At 52.0% G+C, this 18,349-nt stretch carries 16 protein-coding genes; 9 read left to right on the top strand and 7 right to left on the bottom strand.

The genetic code is table 11. The annotated features are described in order from the left end of the window. Positions 1-62: 62 nt before the first annotated feature. Entirely contained in the window at positions 63-539 is a 477-nt protein-coding gene (locus NSQ73_RS28300; RefSeq protein WP_042140320.1) for a DsrE/DsrF/DrsH-like family protein, read from the bottom strand. Between the two features lie 128 nt (positions 540-667). Between NSQ73_RS28300 and NSQ73_RS28295 the strand changes: the two genes are divergently transcribed. The 5 genes from NSQ73_RS28295 to NSQ73_RS28275 all read left to right on the top strand — a co-directional run bounded on the left by NSQ73_RS28295 (position 668) and on the right by NSQ73_RS28275 (position 5,279). Then, positions 668-1,396: a response regulator transcription factor gene (locus NSQ73_RS28295; RefSeq protein ID WP_042140319.1), complete on the top strand. Its 729-nt coding sequence runs from the start codon at positions 668-670 to the stop codon at positions 1,394-1,396. Further along, entirely contained in the window at positions 1,386-2,474 is a 1,089-nt protein-coding gene (locus tag NSQ73_RS28290) for a sensor histidine kinase (RefSeq protein ID WP_340989503.1), read from the top strand. The genes NSQ73_RS28295 and NSQ73_RS28290 overlap by 11 nt, the downstream gene beginning before the upstream one ends. 72 nt (positions 2,475-2,546) lie before the next feature. Then, entirely contained in the window at positions 2,547-3,425 is an 879-nt protein-coding gene (locus NSQ73_RS28285; RefSeq protein ID WP_336102016.1) for an ABC transporter ATP-binding protein, read from the top strand. Further along, entirely contained in the window at positions 3,422-5,020 is a 1,599-nt protein-coding gene (locus tag NSQ73_RS28280) for a Tat pathway signal protein (RefSeq protein ID WP_340989501.1), read from the top strand. The genes NSQ73_RS28285 and NSQ73_RS28280 overlap by 4 nt, the downstream gene beginning before the upstream one ends. Positions 5,021-5,054: 34 nt before the next feature. Further along, the gene (locus tag NSQ73_RS28275) at positions 5,055-5,279 is read left to right on the top strand and encodes a hypothetical protein (protein WP_340989500.1); all 225 of its coding nucleotides are present in this window, start codon (positions 5,055-5,057) and stop codon (positions 5,277-5,279) included. Positions 5,280-5,291: 12 nt separating this feature from the next. Here the strand turns inward: NSQ73_RS28275 and NSQ73_RS28270 are convergent, their stop codons facing one another. The 5 genes from NSQ73_RS28270 to NSQ73_RS28250 form a co-directional block, all read right to left on the bottom strand. After that, positions 5,292-6,176, bottom strand: coding sequence for an AraC family transcriptional regulator (locus tag NSQ73_RS28270; protein WP_340989498.1), 885 nt, complete (start codon positions 6,174-6,176; stop codon positions 5,292-5,294). A gap of 156 nt (positions 6,177-6,332) precedes the next feature. After that, entirely contained in the window at positions 6,333-6,656 is a 324-nt protein-coding gene (locus tag NSQ73_RS28265) for a hypothetical protein (RefSeq protein WP_340989496.1), read from the bottom strand. A 58-nt stretch (positions 6,657-6,714) separates the two neighbouring features. Further along, the gene (locus tag NSQ73_RS28260; RefSeq protein ID WP_340989494.1) at positions 6,715-8,859 is read right to left on the bottom strand and encodes a putative bifunctional diguanylate cyclase/phosphodiesterase; all 2,145 of its coding nucleotides are present in this window, start codon (positions 8,857-8,859) and stop codon (positions 6,715-6,717) included. 258 nt (positions 8,860-9,117) lie between these two features. Further along, entirely contained in the window at positions 9,118-9,741 is a 624-nt protein-coding gene (locus tag NSQ73_RS28255) for an acetate uptake transporter (protein WP_039305570.1), read from the bottom strand. Positions 9,742-9,861: 120 nt separating this feature from the next. Further along, on the bottom strand, positions 9,862-12,228 hold the full coding sequence (locus tag NSQ73_RS28250; protein ID WP_340989492.1) for a bifunctional diguanylate cyclase/phosphodiesterase: 2,367 nt from the start codon (positions 12,226-12,228) through the stop codon (positions 9,862-9,864). A gap of 172 nt (positions 12,229-12,400) precedes the next feature. Between NSQ73_RS28250 and NSQ73_RS28245 the strand changes: the two genes are divergently transcribed. The 4 genes from NSQ73_RS28245 (at position 12,401) to NSQ73_RS28230 (ending at position 16,199) form a co-directional block, all read left to right on the top strand. Then, the gene (locus tag NSQ73_RS28245; RefSeq protein ID WP_340989490.1) at positions 12,401-13,321 is read left to right on the top strand and encodes a prenyltransferase; all 921 of its coding nucleotides are present in this window, start codon (positions 12,401-12,403) and stop codon (positions 13,319-13,321) included. A 38-nt stretch (positions 13,322-13,359) separates the two neighbouring features. Further along, on the top strand, positions 13,360-14,133 hold the full coding sequence (locus tag NSQ73_RS28240) for a DUF6081 family protein (protein WP_042140312.1): 774 nt from the start codon (positions 13,360-13,362) through the stop codon (positions 14,131-14,133). 33 nt (positions 14,134-14,166) lie between these two features. Then, positions 14,167-15,126 carry a 1,4-dihydroxy-2-naphthoate polyprenyltransferase gene (locus NSQ73_RS28235; protein WP_039305675.1) on the top strand — a complete coding sequence of 320 codons (960 nt, stop codon included), beginning with the start codon at positions 14,167-14,169 and terminating at the stop codon, positions 15,124-15,126. 74 nt (positions 15,127-15,200) lie between these two features. Beyond that, positions 15,201-16,199, top strand: coding sequence for a Gfo/Idh/MocA family protein (locus NSQ73_RS28230; RefSeq protein ID WP_340989489.1), 999 nt, complete (start codon positions 15,201-15,203; stop codon positions 16,197-16,199). Positions 16,200-16,671: 472 nt separating this feature from the next. Here the strand turns inward: NSQ73_RS28230 and NSQ73_RS28225 are convergent, their stop codons facing one another. Next, positions 16,672-18,039, bottom strand: coding sequence for a dicarboxylate/amino acid:cation symporter (locus NSQ73_RS28225; RefSeq protein WP_340989488.1), 1,368 nt, complete (start codon positions 18,037-18,039; stop codon positions 16,672-16,674). Positions 18,040-18,349 lie beyond the last annotated feature (310 nt).

The following is an 18,349-nucleotide window of genomic DNA, read 5'->3' as shown; positions in this document are numbered from 1 at the left end:
TGCCCTCAGTATATGCCCGCGCCCGGAATTAGGTTAAAGCCCATGCCGGACCACAATACTGCTTAGATAAAAAGCTGAATATCGCTCTCCAGTGCGTCCTTCAAGTATGCCGCAGCGTCGATAATCTCCACCTCCGGCAGCAGCTCCTCCGGCTTGAAGCCCATAATTTCCACCGAGAGCTTGCAGGCATAGAACTTGATGTTCTTTTTGCGCGCCCCCTTCAGGAAATGAATCAGCTTCGGCGCCCCCTGATCCTCAATCATCTCCTCCAGCATCAGCTTGCCTAGGCCGCTGAAGTTCATCCGCGAGAGCGGCAGCTGCTCCGGCCCTTTGGGCGTGATAACATCCATCAGCTTCTCGTAGATACTCTTGTCCTCCAGCGTCATTGTCTCCGGGTCCCGGATGAGGAACAGCCCCCAGAATGAGAAGAACATCGTAACCTCCACCTCAATATCCCTTGCGGCATTCGCCAGAATCAGCCCCGCCATGGCTTTGTCATATTCTCCGCTGAACATCAGCAGATTTAATTTTTTACCCATTCGTTAACCCTCCATCAGTATCCATAGAATGTCATTAGTATGGTTGTACGGAGGTAAAGTATGCCTGCCCGGCGAATACAGCATACAGGTGAGGATTTTCAATATTTTGGATAAAGGCAGGGATAAGGTTGCAGGATGAACACATTTTGCTGGTAGACGACGAAAAAGGGATTCTGACGATGCTTGAGCTGCTGCTCCATAAAGAGGGATTCAGGCATATTTCAACAGCAGCTTCTGGGCAGGAAGCTATGGCGCTGGTCGAAGGCGCTTCCTTCGATCTCATTGTGCTGGATGTGATGCTCCCGGATACAGACGGATTCGGGCTGTGTCAGCAGATCCGCAGGTATACAACGGTTCCGGTGTTATTCCTGACTGCACGCTCGGGCGATTATGATAAATTAATGGGCCTTGGCATCGGAGGAGATGACTACATTACAAAGCCGTTCAACCCGATGGAGGTTGTGGCGAGAATCCGGGCGCAGTTGCGCCGGAAGAATCAGTACGGTGCTCCGGCGGCGCCGGCAGCGCAGGTTATGGACTTCGGTGTGTTTGCTGTGGATAAAAGCGCTGCTGTACTGACCGTACATGGAGTGGATACCCCTTGTCCGGCGAAAGAATACGAACTGCTGGTTTTTCTGTGCGAGCATCCCAATCAGGTGTTCACCGCGCTTCAGTTATATGAACAGGTCTGGGGACAGGCGCTGACAGGAGATGAGAAGACCGTGGTGATTCATATTTCCAGACTTAGAAAAAGACTTGGAGAAGATCCGGCAGATCCCAAATACATAGTGAATTTACGCGGCATCGGCTACAAATTCGTTCCCGCCAGGAAGGCGGCGGCTATTCATGAAGATTAATCTGCGCCAGAGTCTTCGTCTTGTCTTATATCTCATGCTGAGTCTGCCTCTGCTTGCTCTGGTTATAAGTGGCGTTCTAGTCCTTCTAACGGAGCAGATTCTGCCGCACGAGGGGCCAGAACAGGATCTCGCGGTATTGATCAGTTTGCCTGCCATCCTGTTCTGGTTCATGATCGTTGCCGGCTGGACATTAGGGAAGCCGCTGTATTACATTATCCGCAGAATTGACCTTCTGGCAGGTGGAGTATACATCGATCGGGCGGGTGACCGGAAGATCTATACCCGGAGATCGGAGAAGCTGAAGCGGCCGTACCGCTTGTTCAAAGAGCTGATTGTCCAGCTGCAGACATTATCTGGCATACTGGAGAACAGCAAGCAAGAGAGGAGACATCTGGACGAGATGAGGATGGAGTGGGTCGCCGGGATCTCCCATGATCTCAAGACCCCGCTTACTTATATTAAAGGTTATTCTTCGATGATGCTGTCTCCCCAATATGATTGGACGAAGGAAGAAACCATTAAATTTCTGACGGAAATTGAACAAAAGGCCAATCACATGCAGGAGCTTATTGGTGATTTGAATTTATCCTTCAGGCTGGATGAGCAACAGACTCCACTGCAGCGGGAACGGACGGATTTGGTTGAATTCGTGCGGCGGATTGTGGCAGATGTGACTAATGATCCCCGTGCTGCCCGATATAACCTGACCCTCGAAACCGCAGAGTCCCATATTGAAGCGGAGCTGGACCCGCGGCTTCTTGGGCGGGCGCTGCATAACTTAATCCTCAATGCCATTCTTCATAATCCTCCGGATACCCGTATTAAGATTCTCATTAGGCAGGATGTCCGGCTGGAGATTGTTATTGCAGATGATGGAGCAGGGATGAGCGAGGAGAACGTCAGCCGTTTGTTCGATAAATATTACCGCGGTACCTCCACTGATATCCTGTCGGAAGGAACCGGATTAGGTATGGCGATTGCGCGTCAGCTGGTGCTGGCACACGCAGGAGACATCAGCGTGACAAGCCGTCTTAACGAAGGAACCTCGGTCTGCGTAACGCTGCCGCTGCATAGTTAGGCTGATATTTGTCTGCCGTTTACTCCGATTTTACTTTGGAACCCTACAATAAGAGCAACAGGGGGAATGAGTATGCTGGAGATAGAACAGGTTAGCAAGCAGTACAAGAAGGGGGTCTGGGCACTGCGGGAGATTAGCCTTCAGCTCAGGCCGGGAATTATAGGTTTGCTGGGGCCTAATGGGGCGGGTAAATCAACACTGATGAGGATTCTGGCGACCGTCTCACAACCAACAGCCGGGAAGATCACCTGGAACGGGGCAGATATTCAGAAGAAGCCAGATGAACTTCGCCGAGTCTTGGGATATTTGCCCCAAGACTTTGGCGTATATCCCCATCTGAATCCGCTGGAGTTCCTGGAATACGCAGCCGCATTGAAAGGTCTGGGCGGCCGTCTGATGAGAAGGCGGATTATGGATATTCTGGAGCTGCTAAATCTCCAGCATACCTTGAAGCGCCCAATAGGCAGCTTCTCCGGAGGGATGCGCCAGCGGATCGGCATTGCCCAGGCGCTGCTGAATGATCCAAGCCTGCTGATTATTGACGAACCGACCACAGGTCTGGACCCGGAAGAGCGGATGCGGTTTCGCAGCCTGCTCACAGACTTGTCCGGGGGGCGGATTATAATTCTTTCAACCCATGTAATTTCCGATGTCGAAGCTGTTGCCGGTCAGATTGCCATCCTATCCCGTGGGCAGCTTATGGCCTATTCTGATCCGGCTGTACTTTTAGGCAAGGTGCAAGGGAAGGTATGGTCCGTCCTCATCCCGGATGAAGAATATCAGGTAGGACGTAACGGCTGGCTGATCAGCGGTACGATCCGGCAGGAGAACGGGATGCTGGTGCGCATGGTCTCGGAGGCGCGGCCGCTTCCACAGGCGGTGGAAGCAGCTCCAAGTCTTGAAGAAGCCTACCTGTATGCCAGAGCCATACAGGAGGAGGGTGTAAAGTGAGGATCATCCGGACTATTTCCTATATTGCGCGGGCGGATTTTCTCGAAAGGATCAGACAATACGCATTTCTGGTCATCCTCGGCCTAACCCTGCTGGCGGCTTACTTCTTTGTCCCTGCGGCAGAGGCTGCTTATGTCACTCTGGATCTGGACGGGTACCGGGGGATTTATAATTCAGCCTGGATCGGCGGCTCCCTAGCCATCTCCACCACACTGCTGCTGTCTCTGCTGGGTTTCTATTTGGTTAAGAACAGCATTGAACGGGATGAGACCACCGGAGTCGGACAGATTATAGCTTCCTCCTCCGTGAAGAAGCTATATTATTTGTTCGGCAAATGGATCAGTAACTTCGCTGTTCTGTCCGCTATCACCGTAGCTGTCATGGCAGCCTCGGTAATTATGCAATGGGTCCGGGGAGAGGAACGGGTGATCGAATGGTGGCCGCTTGTATCTCCATTTCTGTTCCTGACGCTGCCATTCATGTCTGTTGTGGCTGCTCTGGCTGTAGGGTTCGAGACAACCCGTATCCTTAAGGGGACGCTGGGTAATGTTCTCTACTTCGTTTTATATCTGCTCTTTACTGCTGGATCGGGTGTTATGCCATTCGGGCCGGAGCTTATTATTTCAGCGATGCAGAAGGACCTGATGGCGATCAGTCCGCAATCCTCCGGCTCCTATGGGATGGGAATTCTCTTTCCGGAGAAGCCGCTCCGTCTGTTCGAATGGCAAGGTGTGGACTGGACGTGGCCGCTGCTGTCGCAGCAACTGTCGATTGTGCTAGCGGCCTTTGTGCTGATTGCTGCAGCGTCTATGCTGTTTCATGGATTCAGGGAGACTGGTCACGCTATAAGAAAGCCTAAGAGGGCTGGAACGGGGCTCGCGGATGCGGATAACACAGTGTTTGATTTGCAAAAGGAAATTGGGCACCCCGTTTCCGGGGTGTATGTATCCATGCTGCCGCCTGTAGTCATCAGGGAGTCCTTCCTGACCTTAATCCATGCAGAATGGCGCTTAATGATGAAGGACGCCGCTACACTACGCTGGCTTGTCATTGCCTCCGTGCTGTTCATCCTGGGACTCGCGGTTCCGATTTCCGTCTCAGCCGAGTGGAAGATCTGGCCTGCCGTCTGGATCTGGCCGCTGAGGCTCTGGTCCGGACTGGGGAGCCGGGACGCACGCTGCGGGACGCAATACCTTGTAGCTTCGAGCCCGCGTTACGCTACCCGTCAGTTATCGGCGATGTGGATTTCAGGAGTTATGCTTACCTGCATCACGGGAGGAGGTCTGCTCCTGCGAATGCTCCTCGAGGGAGATTGTAAACATATCCTCTATTGGACTGCAGCGGCATTTCTGATTCCCAGTCTGGCCCTCGCATGCGGGGTGTTGACCGGGACAGGCCGTACCTTTGAGCTGGTATACCTGATCATCTGGTACCTCGGTCCGTTCAGCAGAATGCCTTATCTTAACTTTTTGGGCACAAGGAATTCAGAGACTTCTGCGGGTAATCTGCTCATTACGAATATGGTCTATCTATTAATCAGCATGGGCTTGTTAACGGCTGCTTACCTGTCAAGAAGACGGCTGGACCAAGATTAATCACTATTAATCATGAAAAATGGAGGAAATCCACATGAAATCAACATCATTTTCCAGACACATGACCAGAATGGCGTTAATCGGACTAGGTATCGGTCTGGTAATGTTCATACTTACCCAATCCGGAGTGTTTGAGATTCCGATTGTAGTCGGCACAACCTCATACGAGGGAATGGCCTCTTCTCTTCTGCTGCTCACCGGCTTTCCAGTCCTGCTGAGCCTGCTCGGTTTGATCCTTTACGGGGGGCGGAAAAGGTAACACTTTCAAGGGTCAGCTGAAGAACAGGCGGCTGTAGTTCAGGCTGCCGTTCCCTGAACGGAAGGCACCCGGTGTCTGCCCGGTAAGTTTATGGAATACCTTAATGAAGTAACTGCCAGAGGAATAGCCGACCTGACCCGCAATGGCTTCGATGCTGCAGTCTGTTGTTCTCAGCAGCTCCACGGCATGTTCAATGCGGACCCGGTTCAAATAGTCATTGGGGGTAACACCCACTGCCTTGCTGAAGGTCCGCAGCAGATGGAATTTCGAGAGGCCCAGCTTCCCGGCAAGCTGCTCCTGGCCGATCATGGAGCTGTAATTCTCCTCGATGAACCGGACGCATTCGCGGATGGCCGGCGGCCATCCGGCCGCGTCGCGCGGGCCGCCGGAGGTATGCCTGCCGAGCTCCATCATGAATTGATGCAGCAGCGAGGAAGCCGAGTAAGGATCGGTAATCCGCCCAGCATGGGCTTCACGGACGATATCGCGCAGCATGCGGACCGGCGGGCTGCCGGAATCCAGGGCCGGGGTTGCCCCGATTCTGGACTTGATATCATTCCAGAGCGGCAGCAGCGGCTCCGGCCGGAAGAGCAGGAAATAGAACTCCCACGGCTCCGTGCCGCCGGGATGATAATACCGGTGGCTGCCGGGAATCTCAGCCATGAAGGCCTGTCCGGGGCCGATGCTGAAGCTCTCCCCGTCAAGCTCATAGATCCCGCTTCCCGAAACGGTGTACTGGAAGAGCAGCAGCGGACCATCACTGCGCTCCAGGCCGTTCCAGTGATAATCCGGGCTCAGCTCAACCGAATGCCCGGCTGCAAAGAGATTCAGCAGCGGCAGCCGGTCCGGCTCACTGAAGCGGAAGCCGTAGATGCCCAATGCTTTTGTACTGCTCACAGCAACTCCTCCTAAAAAATGCCCCCATGCGGGAGCTTCAAATTCAAATATAAGAATCTATATGTTACACGCTATAAATTATCCTTCTATTTCTCGCTGAAACGGATACCGTCCTTCAAAAGGACGGTATCCGTTTCCACTTGAAAGATTAATGTGTTATTCTCTGGAACTGTCCTGCGGCTCTGCTGCGGACTCAGCCAGACGGGCGTTATCATAACGGCGTGCGGACAGCCAGATGCTTCCGGTAAAGAGCACGATCAGTCCAAGAATAATTCCGAAACGCCAGTCTCCTGCTTTGAAGTTCAACTGGAGGACCGTAAGTACCAATGCGACCTGGGTCCAGACGAGTGTGCGTTTGCGGAAAGCTGTAATATCTCCGGCCATCTTCGGCATTCCGCGGATAATGCGGTAGGCAAGTAGGGCCAGGATCAGCGCAAATATAACGGTTCCGGCAATTTCGCCGGTAGTTAATCCATTCATGTTCTCATAATCCTTTCGGGTTAACTTCAGTCTTACCTTTATTATAACGATCCCCCGTTTATGAAGCCAGCTTGCGGATTTCGTCGGCAGGCAGCGGAGGGAAGAACAGGAATCCCTGGATATGCGGGCAATCATGCTTCACCAGGAAGGCGAGCTGCTCCGGCGTCTCTACCCCTTCGGCAATCAGGTCATAGCCGAGCTGCGAGGCGACGAAGACGATGGATTTGATGATGGTCTCGTCAATGGAGCTGACTCCGATGCCGGTGATGAAGGTCCGGTCAATTTTGATTTTGTTCACGGGAAAATGCTTCAGGTAATTCAGTGAGGAATATTTCGTGCCGAAATCGTCAATGGAAACGATGATTCCGTGATCGCGCATCTGCTGCAGCAGCGGATAGTGTTCTTCCAGCAGTGCGGTACTCTCTGTAATCTCGAATTCCAGCATATCGGTATCCAGTCCGTACTGGTCAAGGACAGAGAGCAGATTCTCGATCAGATTGCGGTTGTAGAACCAGCTGTTGGAGATATTAATCGATGTCCGCAGCAGCGGCATTCCCAGGTTCCGCCACTCGCAGAGCTGGCGGCATACCTCGCGCAGCACCCAGTCGGTGAGCTGGATCATCAGTCCGGCTTCTTCCACGGCGGCGATGAAGGTGCCGGGTCCGATCAGACCCTTCTCGGGATGGTTCCAGCGGATCAGCGCCTCCATACCAATCATTTTACCTGTGACGGCATTGATCTGCGGCTGATAATACAGCACGAATTCTTCCCGCTCCAGTGCAGAATGCAAATACTTAGCGATCATCGTCTTCTGCTCCAGCTTCTCGCGCAGCTCCCAGTCGAAGATGAAGAAGTTGGCGTCTTCCTGTGTCTTGGCCTGGTACATGGACATATCCGCGAATTTGAGCAGATCATCTTTATTCTTCGAATGCTCCGGGTACAGGGAAATGCCGATGCTGGTGGACAAGCTGAGATGTGCTCCGGAGATCAGCAGCGTCTGCGAGATTAATAAGCTGATCTGTTCGGCAATCACGGGGATTTGCTCACGCGGCAGGTCAGGGAAGATCATGACGAATTCATCTCCGCCGGTACGCGCGAACAGCTTGAAGGGCAGCTCACCGGATTTCAGCCGGCCGGCCAGTGTCTTAATCACCTGATCCCCTGTAGAGTGCCCAAGTGTATCATTGATTTCCTTAAACCGGTTCAAGTCGAAAAAGAATAAGGTATAAGTCTGAGTCGGGTCAGAGCATTGCAGCAGCCGCTCGAATTCATCCATGAAATAACGCCGGTTCGGAATGTCCGTCAGACTGTCGTAATGCGCGAGCTTCTCGTATAAACGCTTGGAGATGCTCAGATCACGGGTCCGGAGACTGACTACACGCTCCAGCTCACGGTTAAACCGGCTCTGATGCCAGAAAACGTAGAGAATGAAAGCAATTACAAGCAGGAAGGCAATATCGATCCATAGCACGCTGCGGAACACTTGCCATTTCTTATAGGAGGGCAGGGATATCCCCATCAGCCAATGCTGATTATAGGCCTGAACAGGAACGGTAAGCTGCAGGTCATCGGCATGCGATTCATTGCCAAAGAGGAACGTGTGGTCCTCGGCTGTAACATATATATTGCTGTCCTCGAGAGCAAGCTGGTTCACAATGTTATCAATCTTCACTGTAACCGAGACGATGCCCTCGAAAGAGTTGTCTTTGTAAATTGCTTGCCGGATTACCATTCCATAGCCGCCTTGGGCTAATGTACGGGGCCCGTCTACCGTAATGCCGCGGGAGCGTATCGTTTCTTGGATCATGCCGGGGGAGGCCAGGGAGGCATCCAGCAGCAGGCTTTTGCCCAGAATCGCTGTATTGCCTTCAAGAGGGTAGAGGTAGCGGATAAGACCGTCAGGAGCGATCATAATGTTCGTGACATTGCTTGAGTTGGTGTTGTGTGCCGTTACCAGATAGTTATTAATGAGTGCGGGATCAGCATCGAAGCCGACCGTTTGAATAAAGGAACTTACGCCTTTGACAATTGCCACTCTCTCCTCAATATTTGAGGTCAGCATGACTGCCTGTGAGGACAGATCGGCCTTCTCAGCCCTGTATTCCCGGTTCACGGACAAGGAATAATAGTAGAACAGCGAGAGCTGCAGGACGACTAAGAAGCCGACAATAATCGTTAAAGGCTTTTTATTAATGAAAGCCATGGATTGCCTCCGATACCCGAAAGATTAAAGCAGTAGATTTGCTATTCATAAAAAGCGGTTCCTGCACCGCAGAAAAATGTCGAGATATGTCGTAGGTGTTTCTATAGCATGTCATTTTTATCGTCTTTGCGCAAGGAAAAACCTAACAAACAGCCGTGTAAATTCAAAACGGATAAACACCTTCTGCCCCGAAGGCAGCAAGTATTTATCCGTTGCTCTTAAGATTGGAGCCCAAGTAGCTTGAGCCTGAACCTGTAATTATTTCTTGAAGATGCCCAGTGGTGCGCCGATAGGCAGGAAAGTACGTCCGAAATGAGCATTGAGCACAGATGCGCCGCAGCCGTAGAGGGATACAATTCCGATAGCCATTTCCGCAACGGCAGCCAGCTTGTGGAAGAATTCCGCAGCGACTCCGAAGGAATCCATAGCGAGGCCGAGGAACAGGAAGTCGATGAGAATGAAGATGACCAGCAGGACGCGGTTTGCTTCAACGGCGCCGAGCGTCATGAACAGGGTGAACACAAGATATCCTACAAAAACAAATCCGAGCTGCTTGGGATCAACGCCTTCTGCCAGCACCGTACCGAATACCCCGAGCTTGATCAGCCAGCTTGCGCCCATGCCGAACCAGAAGAATGCATAGGCACCAAAAGCGGTCATGCCAAAGGTGTTGTTGTGCTTGGCATCCTGAATGGATGCGAACAGCTGGGCGAAGGCTCCGAGGAAGATAGCCCATGGAATAGCGTAGCTTAGACCTGTTGTAATTTCGAGCTTTTGTGAAGAAGCGACCAAGGTGACGATAGCCAATCCGAACAAGCCGATGGCGCTGGGGTCGGCGGTGACAATTTTGACGGATTGAGTTGTTTGCGGTTGCGCTGACATAACAATTAAAGCCTCCAATTTTCATAATTGTTCGCATAGGATAACAGCACCCGGAGCGGGTGCTGTTATCAGCTTGCCTATCATATCATATACCCGGTAGCTTGCCTATAAAATTACTGCTTATTTTGACTCCGGAAAGTAATTTTTCTGCGCTAAAAAAGAATAAAGTGCCGCGACCTGCAGAGGCCTGCTGATATAGAATCCCTGCAGCTCGTCACTGCCCAGCGCGCGCAGCATGTCGAACTGCTCCTGATGCTCTATGCCTTCGGAGACGACCTGCAGCCCGAGGTTATGGCTAAGCTCAATAATCGCCTTGACGAGCACATCACCCGGCGGGGCCGGAGACATCTCGGAAACGAAGGAACGGTCAATCTTAATGACATCGACAGGGAAGCGGCGCAGATAGCTTAAGGAAGAGAAGCCTGTGCCGAAATCATCAAGCGAGATCCGGAAGCCGTGGGCTCTAAGCTGCTGCAGTGACCGGAAGATGCTGTCCCCGGAGACCAGAACGCTCTCTGTGATCTCCAGCTCCAGACTCGAAGCAGGCAGTTCATATTCATGAAGCAGATCGAGCAGCAATTCAAGGAGGCCGGGCTGCATCAGTTGCAGGGCAGAGATATTGACCGCGGCGGTAACTTCCAGCCCCCGGCTGCGGAATTCACGCATATCAGAGCAGACCTGCCGCAGTACCCAGCCGCCAATGCCGACAATCGAGCCGCTGCTCTCCGCCAGCGGGATGAACTCGGCCGGTGAGATACTTCCGTAGCTCGGACTGGTCCAGCGCAGCAGCGCCTCCACCTTCGATACCTGTAAAGTGCCTGCACCAAGGATGGGCTGATAATGCACCTCGAACTCGTTCGCCACTGCGGCAGAGAGCAACTGCTGGGCCAGGACCTTCTTGCGCCGGATCCCTGCCTCAAGATCCTCTGAATACAGAAAGATGTTATTGCGGCCTGTCTCCTTGACATGGAACATGGCCAGATCTGCCTGTTTGACCAGATAATCGGCATCTTCACCGTTCTGCGGATAAATGCTGATGCCGATACTGGCCGTATTATATAGAAGATGCCCCTTAATATGGTGGGGCATAGAGAGAGCCTCCTGAATCCGTGACAGCTGCGTATGAATGCTCCCGGCATCGGGGACATCGGAGAGCAGAATGGTGAATTCATCCCCGCCAAGCCGGGAGACCACATCGTGTTTGCCGACAACCTGTGAGATCCGGAAGGCCGTCTCCTTCAGGATGGCATCCCCGAAATCATGGCCCAGAGTGTCGTTCACCGTCTTGAAATGATCCAGATCAATAAATACCAGGGCAATCTGCCGGTTGAGTCCTTTGGCCGCGGCGATGGCTTCATTCAGCTTGGCAAAAAAGAGTGAGCGGTTAGGCAGCTGGGTCAACGGGTCCAGCAGGGATTGCTGCCGCAGCTCGTTCTGAACCTGTTCCAGTGAATCGATCATCCGGTTGAATTCAACCTCCACTTCGCCGAATTCATCCCGTCCGGTGCTGGGAATCCGGATAGACAGATCCTTGCTGCTGCCGATAGCACGGATATTTCTTACCAGCGATGACATCCGGTCCAGAATAAACCGGTTGACGAAGAGCATGCTTGCGGCAAGCAGCAGCAGCATGGAGATGAAATAGAGCATGCGGAAGGTGCCTATGGACTTCAGTCCGCTATTGTAGAGCTGCCGGGGCTCCTTCAGGGAGATGATCAGGCCCGGATCACCGAACAGATCATTCACCGCCGTATGAATCGACATCATGCCGTCTGAGACCGGATGGGTCCAGGTCGGCTGGCCTCCGCTCTCCGCAAGCAGCGCAGAGGTGGCGCGGGACACGTGAATAGTGGAGAGGGTGTCCTTCCAGATATGCGAAATCTCTTCCGGGTGTAGCATTCTTCCGGCAACGGCCGTGCCAATCACCGGCTTGTCACTGCTGCTGCCGGCAATGGGCGTGAGTGTGATCAGCATAGGACCCTTATCCAGAATAACAACGCCGCTCCTGCTCTCTTCGGTTCCGGTGAAAGCAGGCAGACGGCTATGGATCAGCTTGAAAAGAGTGAGCTGTTCCTGTGTCAGGGGGGTAACACTTCCTAATGCCAGATCGTAGGAGCCGCCATATATTGGACTGCCGTTCAAATCCAGCAGGGCGATCATATCGAAGCGGTTGATTTCATAGGTGGTCTGGTCAAAGCTGCTGGGGGTGGGGGCAGTACCGCCGGATAAGGCCGGGCCGGTATTTCTTACAGATTCCATGAATCTGTAGGTTTCATCCCACACGGAGTAATTGAGAAGTCCGGTCTTCATGTCCTGCAGTTCTTCATTATAGGAAGCCACAGCTTTGGTCAAGTTGCGCTGCAGCTGCGCCTCGTCCAGCTTCTCGAAACGGTTAAGCAGAATCATGTGAAGAAGCAGGTAGGTAGCGCCTATCCCGAGCACGGCAACCAAGCCAATGAAGATAAATATTTTTTTGCGGAGTTTCATGATGCTCCCCTTTAATATTTAAGACTTAATAGGAAATAAGTACCATCTATAATAGTGTACCACGATTAGGGAATATTTTGCAGCGTAAATCTCCCCAAAGTGTCGAAATTTGATGTATAATAATTTAATGATAATTATTATCAAATAATAATTGAAGGAGATAATCCTTGGCATGATGGAAAAATGGACGATTTTTAAGAAAGCCTCACGGTTTGGAGTTATTCCCGTTATGCTCATACCGGTTGTCCTGGGAACGGTCGGGGCATATGTATGGCAGGGAGTATTCCATCCGTTTTTGTTTGTTATAACCTTTGTCGGAGCAGCTGCGGCGCACTTATTCTCCAATATGGTGAATGATTTATGGGACTTCCGCAACGGAACCGACACGGAGGCGCATAATACACCTGAGGCCATCTCTACGAATTCCGGTTTCCTGTCCGGAGGCATCATGCGGGAGTCGCTGTTTGCGCTCCTGACCTGGGGTCTGCTGGCCGTTGCAGTTATCTGCGGCTTGCTGCTTAGCTTGTACAGCGGCTGGGAGATTCTGTGGTTTGTCGCCGGCGGTGCGCTGATCGCTTATTTCTATGTCGCCCCGCCGCTGCGCTTCGGCTACCGCGGCAAGGGCTACAGTGAGCTTGCGATCTTCCTTGCGTTTGGATTGATGCCTGTTCTGGGCGCCTATTTCGTTCAGACTGGTGAATTCAGCCTGAAGCCTGTCCTGCTGTCTCTGCCGATCGGGCTTCTGACAACGCTGCTGCTGTTCAACCATCACTTCCTGCACTGGAGAGCTGACCAGCAGGCCGGCAAGCGTACGCTTGTTGTAGTATGGGGCGAACGCAGGGCATTGATTTTCTCTCATGTACTGCTCTATACCTCATATGCATCCCTTATTGTTTGTGTACTGCTTGATGTACTGCCGGTGTATGCGCTGCTCGCCTTGCTGACGGCCATTGCACCGGTGCATGTCTACCGTAACCTGCAGCCGCAGAATGCATCCGCCGCTTATCTGCCGCTCATGGGCGCCTCACAGCGGGCCTCTGTGCGCTGCGGGATGATCATGGCGGTAGCACTGCTCATTCAGGGACTGGTCTGAAACCGGAATTTACTACATTACAGAAAGCGGGAGAACCCATGGACAAGAACAAACCAATTAGTGAAGAAGTGCAACCGGCTGAGGTCAAACAAACCGTAATCGGAGATTTTCATACCATTCTGACTGAGGGTAAGGTCTGGAGAACCGGCGGCTTCACGCTGCCTGACGGCTCGTTCTGGGCTTACCGTGAACCGGAAGCTGTAGTGATTGTACGTAATGGATATCTGTATGTGCGGGCTCAGCTGAGCCGCCAGAACGACCATGTGCAGATTCTTGATAATGCCAAGCATATGTATTATTCGGCCCAGCCGGTAGAAGTGCCTGAAGAGGGGGAGATCAGCTTCGAGCTGCAGATCCGTGCCCGTACGCAGGGGACAGCGCCGGGCGATCTGTATGACGGCTATGTTTCGCTGAATTTACTTGATTTCACAACAGGTGCTGCGCTCGATTTCTTTGCCGGTAACGATAAATATGCCAGTGTGTATGGAATTCTGCCGTTTCCGGGTGTAACAGTACCCGAGACCGGGGGAACCAAATACTTCTGCATCTTCACAGAGGATACCGGCTTCAAGGCGCGTGAATTCAATACTTACAAAATTACCTACCACCGGGGCAAAAACGAGGCTGTATTCTTTGTGAACGGTCAAGAGGTGCGCCGCGAGCAGAATGTGCCGGTTAAATTCAACAGCTTCACTATTGCACTGGGCATTATGACCGAGAAGGATCTGACACCGGAGGGCAGCGTATCCGCACACGGGCAGACGGTAATCGCCGAATGGTCACCGGTGACGGTTACAACCTCTGCAAAGTAACAGTGCGCATCTAACAGATAAGGATGAATGGCCGTGAATATAAAAACCTTCTTCAAGTTTGTCGAGCTGCCGACGAAGGTAGCCAGTATGCTGCCGCTGCTGCTGGGGACACTCTATGCCTTATACCGGTTCGAGGACTTCTATATCCTGCGCTTCGCGCTGATGTTTGTATCGCTCCTCAGCTTCGATATGGCAACAACGGCGATCAATAACTATTATGATTTCAAAAAAGCGGCAAAAACCCACGGCTACGGGTATGAAACCCATAATCCCATCGTCCATTACAAGCTGAAGGAAAGTACGGTGGTGGCGACGATCGTCATTCTTCTTGTACTTGCGGCGGGCGGCGGGATCGCTCTGGTCTCCCAGACGGGACTGATTGTATTTCTGCTCGGCGGATTGTCCTTCCTGATCGGCATCCTGTATTCCTTCGGGCCGATTCCGATCTCGCGGATGCCGCTGGGGGAACTGTTCTCCGGCCTGTTCATGGGTTTCGTCATTATCTTCATCTCGGCCTACATTCACTCGGATCAGGCGGTGGTGACCCTCCTGCTTCAGGGCAACTGGATCAGTCTGCACATTAATTTCCTTGAGGTGCTGTATCTGTTCTGGTTCTCGGTGCCGGCCATCCTCGGAATTGCCGGCATCATGCTGGCTAACAACATCTGCGACATTGAGGATGATATGGATAACCGCAGGTATACGCTGCCTGTGTATATCGGACGCAAAAATGCGCTGCTGCTGTTCAAGCTGCTCTACTATGTTTCTTTTGTGGATCTGATCGTGCTGGTCCTGCTTGGCATTCATCCGGTATTGGTGCTTCTCCTCCTGCTGACACTGATTCCGCTGCGCCGCAATATCGCGCGCTTCCAGCAGGAGCAGCATAAAGGTACGACCTTCATTCTGTCCGTCAAGAATTTCATGCTTATGAGCGCGGCAAGAATCATAGTGCTGGGTATAGCTGTTATATGGGTCTCCATATGGCCTGCTTAGAGATATACCCGATTCTATGATATTGTGTTTATAGGGTATACGCGGAAGAACTTATATAAGGAAGGTGTATAACTATGACACAGAAGCTTCGTTGGGGAATTATGGGCTGCGCGCAGATCGCCACAGGATCGGTAATGCCGGCCATCCAGGAGTCAGAGACCGGAGTGATTACGGCGATTGCCAGCCGGGGGCTTGAGAAGAGCAGCGCTGCTGCTGCCGAGTTCGGTATTGGGAAGGCTTATGGCAGCTATGAAGAACTGCTGGCCGATCCGGATGTCGATGCGGTCTATATTCCGCTTCCGAATCATCTGCACTATGAATGGGTGATCCGCGCGGCAGAGGCAGGCAAGCATGTCCTGTGCGAGAAGCCGATTGCCCTGGACAGCCGCGAGGCAGCCGGGATGGTGGAGGCTTGCCGGAAGGCGGGAGTTCACTTGGCGGAGGCTTATATGTACCGCCATCATCCGCGGATCACAGAGCTGCAGGAGATTATAGCGGGTGGTGAGATTGGCGAATTGCGTTCCATCCGCGGCACGTTTACCTATAACGATGCAACGGATACTTCCAATATTCGCTTCAAGTCTGCCTGGGGAGGCGGCTCGCTCTATGATGTCGGGTGCTACCCGCTCACAGCGGCGCGGCTGCTGTTCGGTGCAGAGCCGGAGGCCGTAACTGTGCAGGCGCTCTTCTCACCGGAGCATGATAATGTAGACATGATGGCCTCCGGCCTGGTTGAGTTCCCCGGCGGGCGGAGCCTGATCTTCGATTGCGGCATGTGGGCGTATAACCGCCAGCTGCTGGAGGTGCTTGGCACAGAGGGCCGGATCGAAATCCCGATGCCGTTCAACGCCAGGTTCGACGATGCACAGTTCTTCGTGTATGGCAGCAGCGGAGAGCCCCGGCAGGTGGAAGCCTTCGGAGCCAATCCTTACGTGCAGCAGGCGGATCATTTCGCCACTGCGGTATTCAGCGGCAAGCCCTGGATCGCCGAAGAGGACCCGGTGCTTAATATGAAGCTGATTGAGAGCTGCCTGGAATCTGCCCGGAAACGGGAAAGAATCAGCCTAGTGTAGCCGTCACAGGAGATAATAAGCTCCTATTATGAATAAATATTCTTTCAAAGAGAAACGGATACCGTCCCATGGGCGGTATCCGTTTCTGTATGTCTTTATGCTCTAGTGCAATATCAGCACTAAGGAAGTGAATTCATTCAACTAGGCAGCCATGTATGTATTCAGTTCCAAGTGGAGACTCAGTGATAGTTGTAGAATGTGCAATTAAAAACAGCGAAAAGGCAGGCGTGCATCTAATAACTGTAGTCTGTACAACTAAATCTACCCGAATGGTGAGAATAAAGGTTCACACGGCAGTTTAATTGTACGAAGTACAACTAAACCGATAATCGGTTGTAAATCAGACGATTTAGTTGTACAAAGTACAATTAAGCATACCGCATCATACCGCATAAATCGTAATCGGGTCACTGCACACCAAGTATTTTTTCACTAGTTTAAATCTGACGCTATCCTATATCTGCTTGAGTACTTATATTGTGTTAAGAAGAATTTCATCCTCGTCATCGCCCCGGTTGAAGGCTTCGCGGTCGAATTCACCTTCAGAGTTGGCGACCAGCAGGGCAGTAACGGCAGTTCCGGTAGCATTGACAGCGGTACGGCCCATATCAATAAGCGCTTCTACCCCTGCAACAATGGCTATCCCCTCCAGCGGCAGGCCGAGTGCCGTTAATACGACGGTTGTTGAGATTACAGCCGGTCCGGGTACTCCTGCTACCCCGATGGAGGAGATGATACTGACCAGCACCAGTGTGACATAATCGGTTCCGGTAAGCTGAATTCCATAGACCTGAGCCGTAAACACAGCCACAATAGCAGGCCATACGCCCCCGCATCCATTGAAGTTGACAGAGGCGCCGAGCGGAGCAACGAAGCTGGCAATCCGCGGTGAGACATGCAGACGTTTCGTAATAACTTCAAGATTCACCGGAAGTGTAGCATAGCTGCTTCTGGTGGTGAATGCAACGGTTAGCGTCGGGTAGACCTTGCGGAAGAAGCGGATAGGATTTACTTTGACCACGAGCAGCACGAGTCCGCCAAAGACCAGCACAAAGTGCAGAATCAATGCGACATAAGAGGTTACAATGACACTGCCCAGCTCCTGAAGGGTCTCCCATCCATATCGTGCCGTAATTCCGGCAATCAGCGCGAACACGCCGTAAGGCGTTAACCGGATTACAAATTTGACTACCTGGTGCAGCACCAGGGTCAGGGATTCGATAAGATCGCGTACAGGCTTAACGGCCTCCGGCTTTTTGGAGCCGATTTTGATAATGGCCACCGCCAGGAAGATGGCGAAAATAAGCAGCGGCACAACCTTACCGGTAGCTGCTTCATTTACAGGATTAGAAGGCACAAGATCAAGGATAACCTGTGAGAATGTAGGGATTTCACGGGCGGTGAAGCCCTCCGGCACAGCCTGCTGGATGCCCTTTCCGGGATTGAACAGCAGGGCTACGGATAATCCGATGACCGAAGCAATCCCGGTTGTTCCGAGGAACCAGGCGAAGGTCTTGATTCCGATCTTGCGCAGGTATTCAAGGTTGGTTAACGAGGATATGCTATTGAGCACCAGAATGAATACGAGCGGCACAACGAGCATGCGGATCAGACTGACATAAATACTGCCGAAGGTAGTAATGGCATTGGTTTCGAATTCGAAATATTGAAAAAAGATTCCGGCCAGCAGCCCGATTCCGAGCCCGACCAGGACCCGGGTGCCGAAGCCGACCCGTTTGCGTGCCAGGAAATACAGGATGCCAAACACAAAAATAGAAACCACGAAGCCATACCAGTTTGTCTCAATGGCTGATAATAGATTGTTGTCGATGTTGTTCATTCCCGTTATAGACCCCCTAAGCCTAGTTTTTTGATGTGAATAATGAGATCAAATGTATAGACAAATTTTATGATTGTCAATGTATAAATATGTTAATTTTATTTAATCCGATAAAACAAATAGGATAAATAAAATTTTAATTGACAAGGGATGTCAGTATGAATAATATGGAACTTATCCGCAAGTCATTCAGGAATCGACTGGACTGCCAGAGATTCAACAAAAGCGCATAACCATGCGTTTTGTTGAGTCTCTTTTTTGATTCTAAAGGGGGGGATAGGATACTGCTGCTGTAAGAGAGCAATTCGTA

The sequence above is a fragment of the Paenibacillus sp. FSL R10-2736 genome (assembly GCF_038000245.1).
GTDB classification, from domain to species: domain Bacteria; phylum Bacillota; class Bacilli; order Paenibacillales; family Paenibacillaceae; genus Paenibacillus_AQ; species Paenibacillus_AQ phytohabitans.
Note: the sequence above shows the minus strand (reverse complement) of the source record. Positions and strands in the feature narration are given on the sequence as shown.

What these genes read in the sequence shown, in the direction of transcription:
- NSQ73_RS28300 (WP_042140320.1), bottom strand. Translation starts at nt 539, where the DNA reads ATGGGTAAAAAATTAAATCTGCTGATGTTCAGCGGAGAATATGACAAA.
- NSQ73_RS28290 (WP_340989503.1), top strand. Translation starts at nt 1,386, where the DNA reads ATGAAGATTAATCTGCGCCAGAGTCTTCGTCTTGTCTTATATCTCATG.
- NSQ73_RS28285 (WP_336102016.1), top strand. Translation starts at nt 2,547, where the DNA reads ATGCTGGAGATAGAACAGGTTAGCAAGCAGTACAAGAAGGGGGTCTGG.
- NSQ73_RS28275 (WP_340989500.1), top strand. Translation starts at nt 5,055, where the DNA reads ATGAAATCAACATCATTTTCCAGACACATGACCAGAATGGCGTTAATC.
- NSQ73_RS28265 (WP_340989496.1), bottom strand. Translation starts at nt 6,656, where the DNA reads ATGAATGGATTAACTACCGGCGAAATTGCCGGAACCGTTATATTTGCG.
- NSQ73_RS28260 (WP_340989494.1), bottom strand. Translation starts at nt 8,859, where the DNA reads ATGGCTTTCATTAATAAAAAGCCTTTAACGATTATTGTCGGCTTCTTA.
- NSQ73_RS28255 (WP_039305570.1), bottom strand. Translation starts at nt 9,741, where the DNA reads ATGTCAGCGCAACCGCAAACAACTCAATCCGTCAAAATTGTCACCGCC.
- NSQ73_RS28250 (WP_340989492.1), bottom strand. Translation starts at nt 12,228, where the DNA reads ATGAAACTCCGCAAAAAAATATTTATCTTCATTGGCTTGGTTGCCGTG.
- NSQ73_RS28245 (WP_340989490.1), top strand. Translation starts at nt 12,401, where the DNA reads ATGATGGAAAAATGGACGATTTTTAAGAAAGCCTCACGGTTTGGAGTT.
- NSQ73_RS28240 (WP_042140312.1), top strand. Translation starts at nt 13,360, where the DNA reads ATGGACAAGAACAAACCAATTAGTGAAGAAGTGCAACCGGCTGAGGTC.
- NSQ73_RS28230 (WP_340989489.1), top strand. Translation starts at nt 15,201, where the DNA reads ATGACACAGAAGCTTCGTTGGGGAATTATGGGCTGCGCGCAGATCGCC.
- NSQ73_RS28225 (WP_340989488.1), bottom strand. Translation starts at nt 18,039, where the DNA reads ATGAACAACATCGACAACAATCTATTATCAGCCATTGAGACAAACTGG.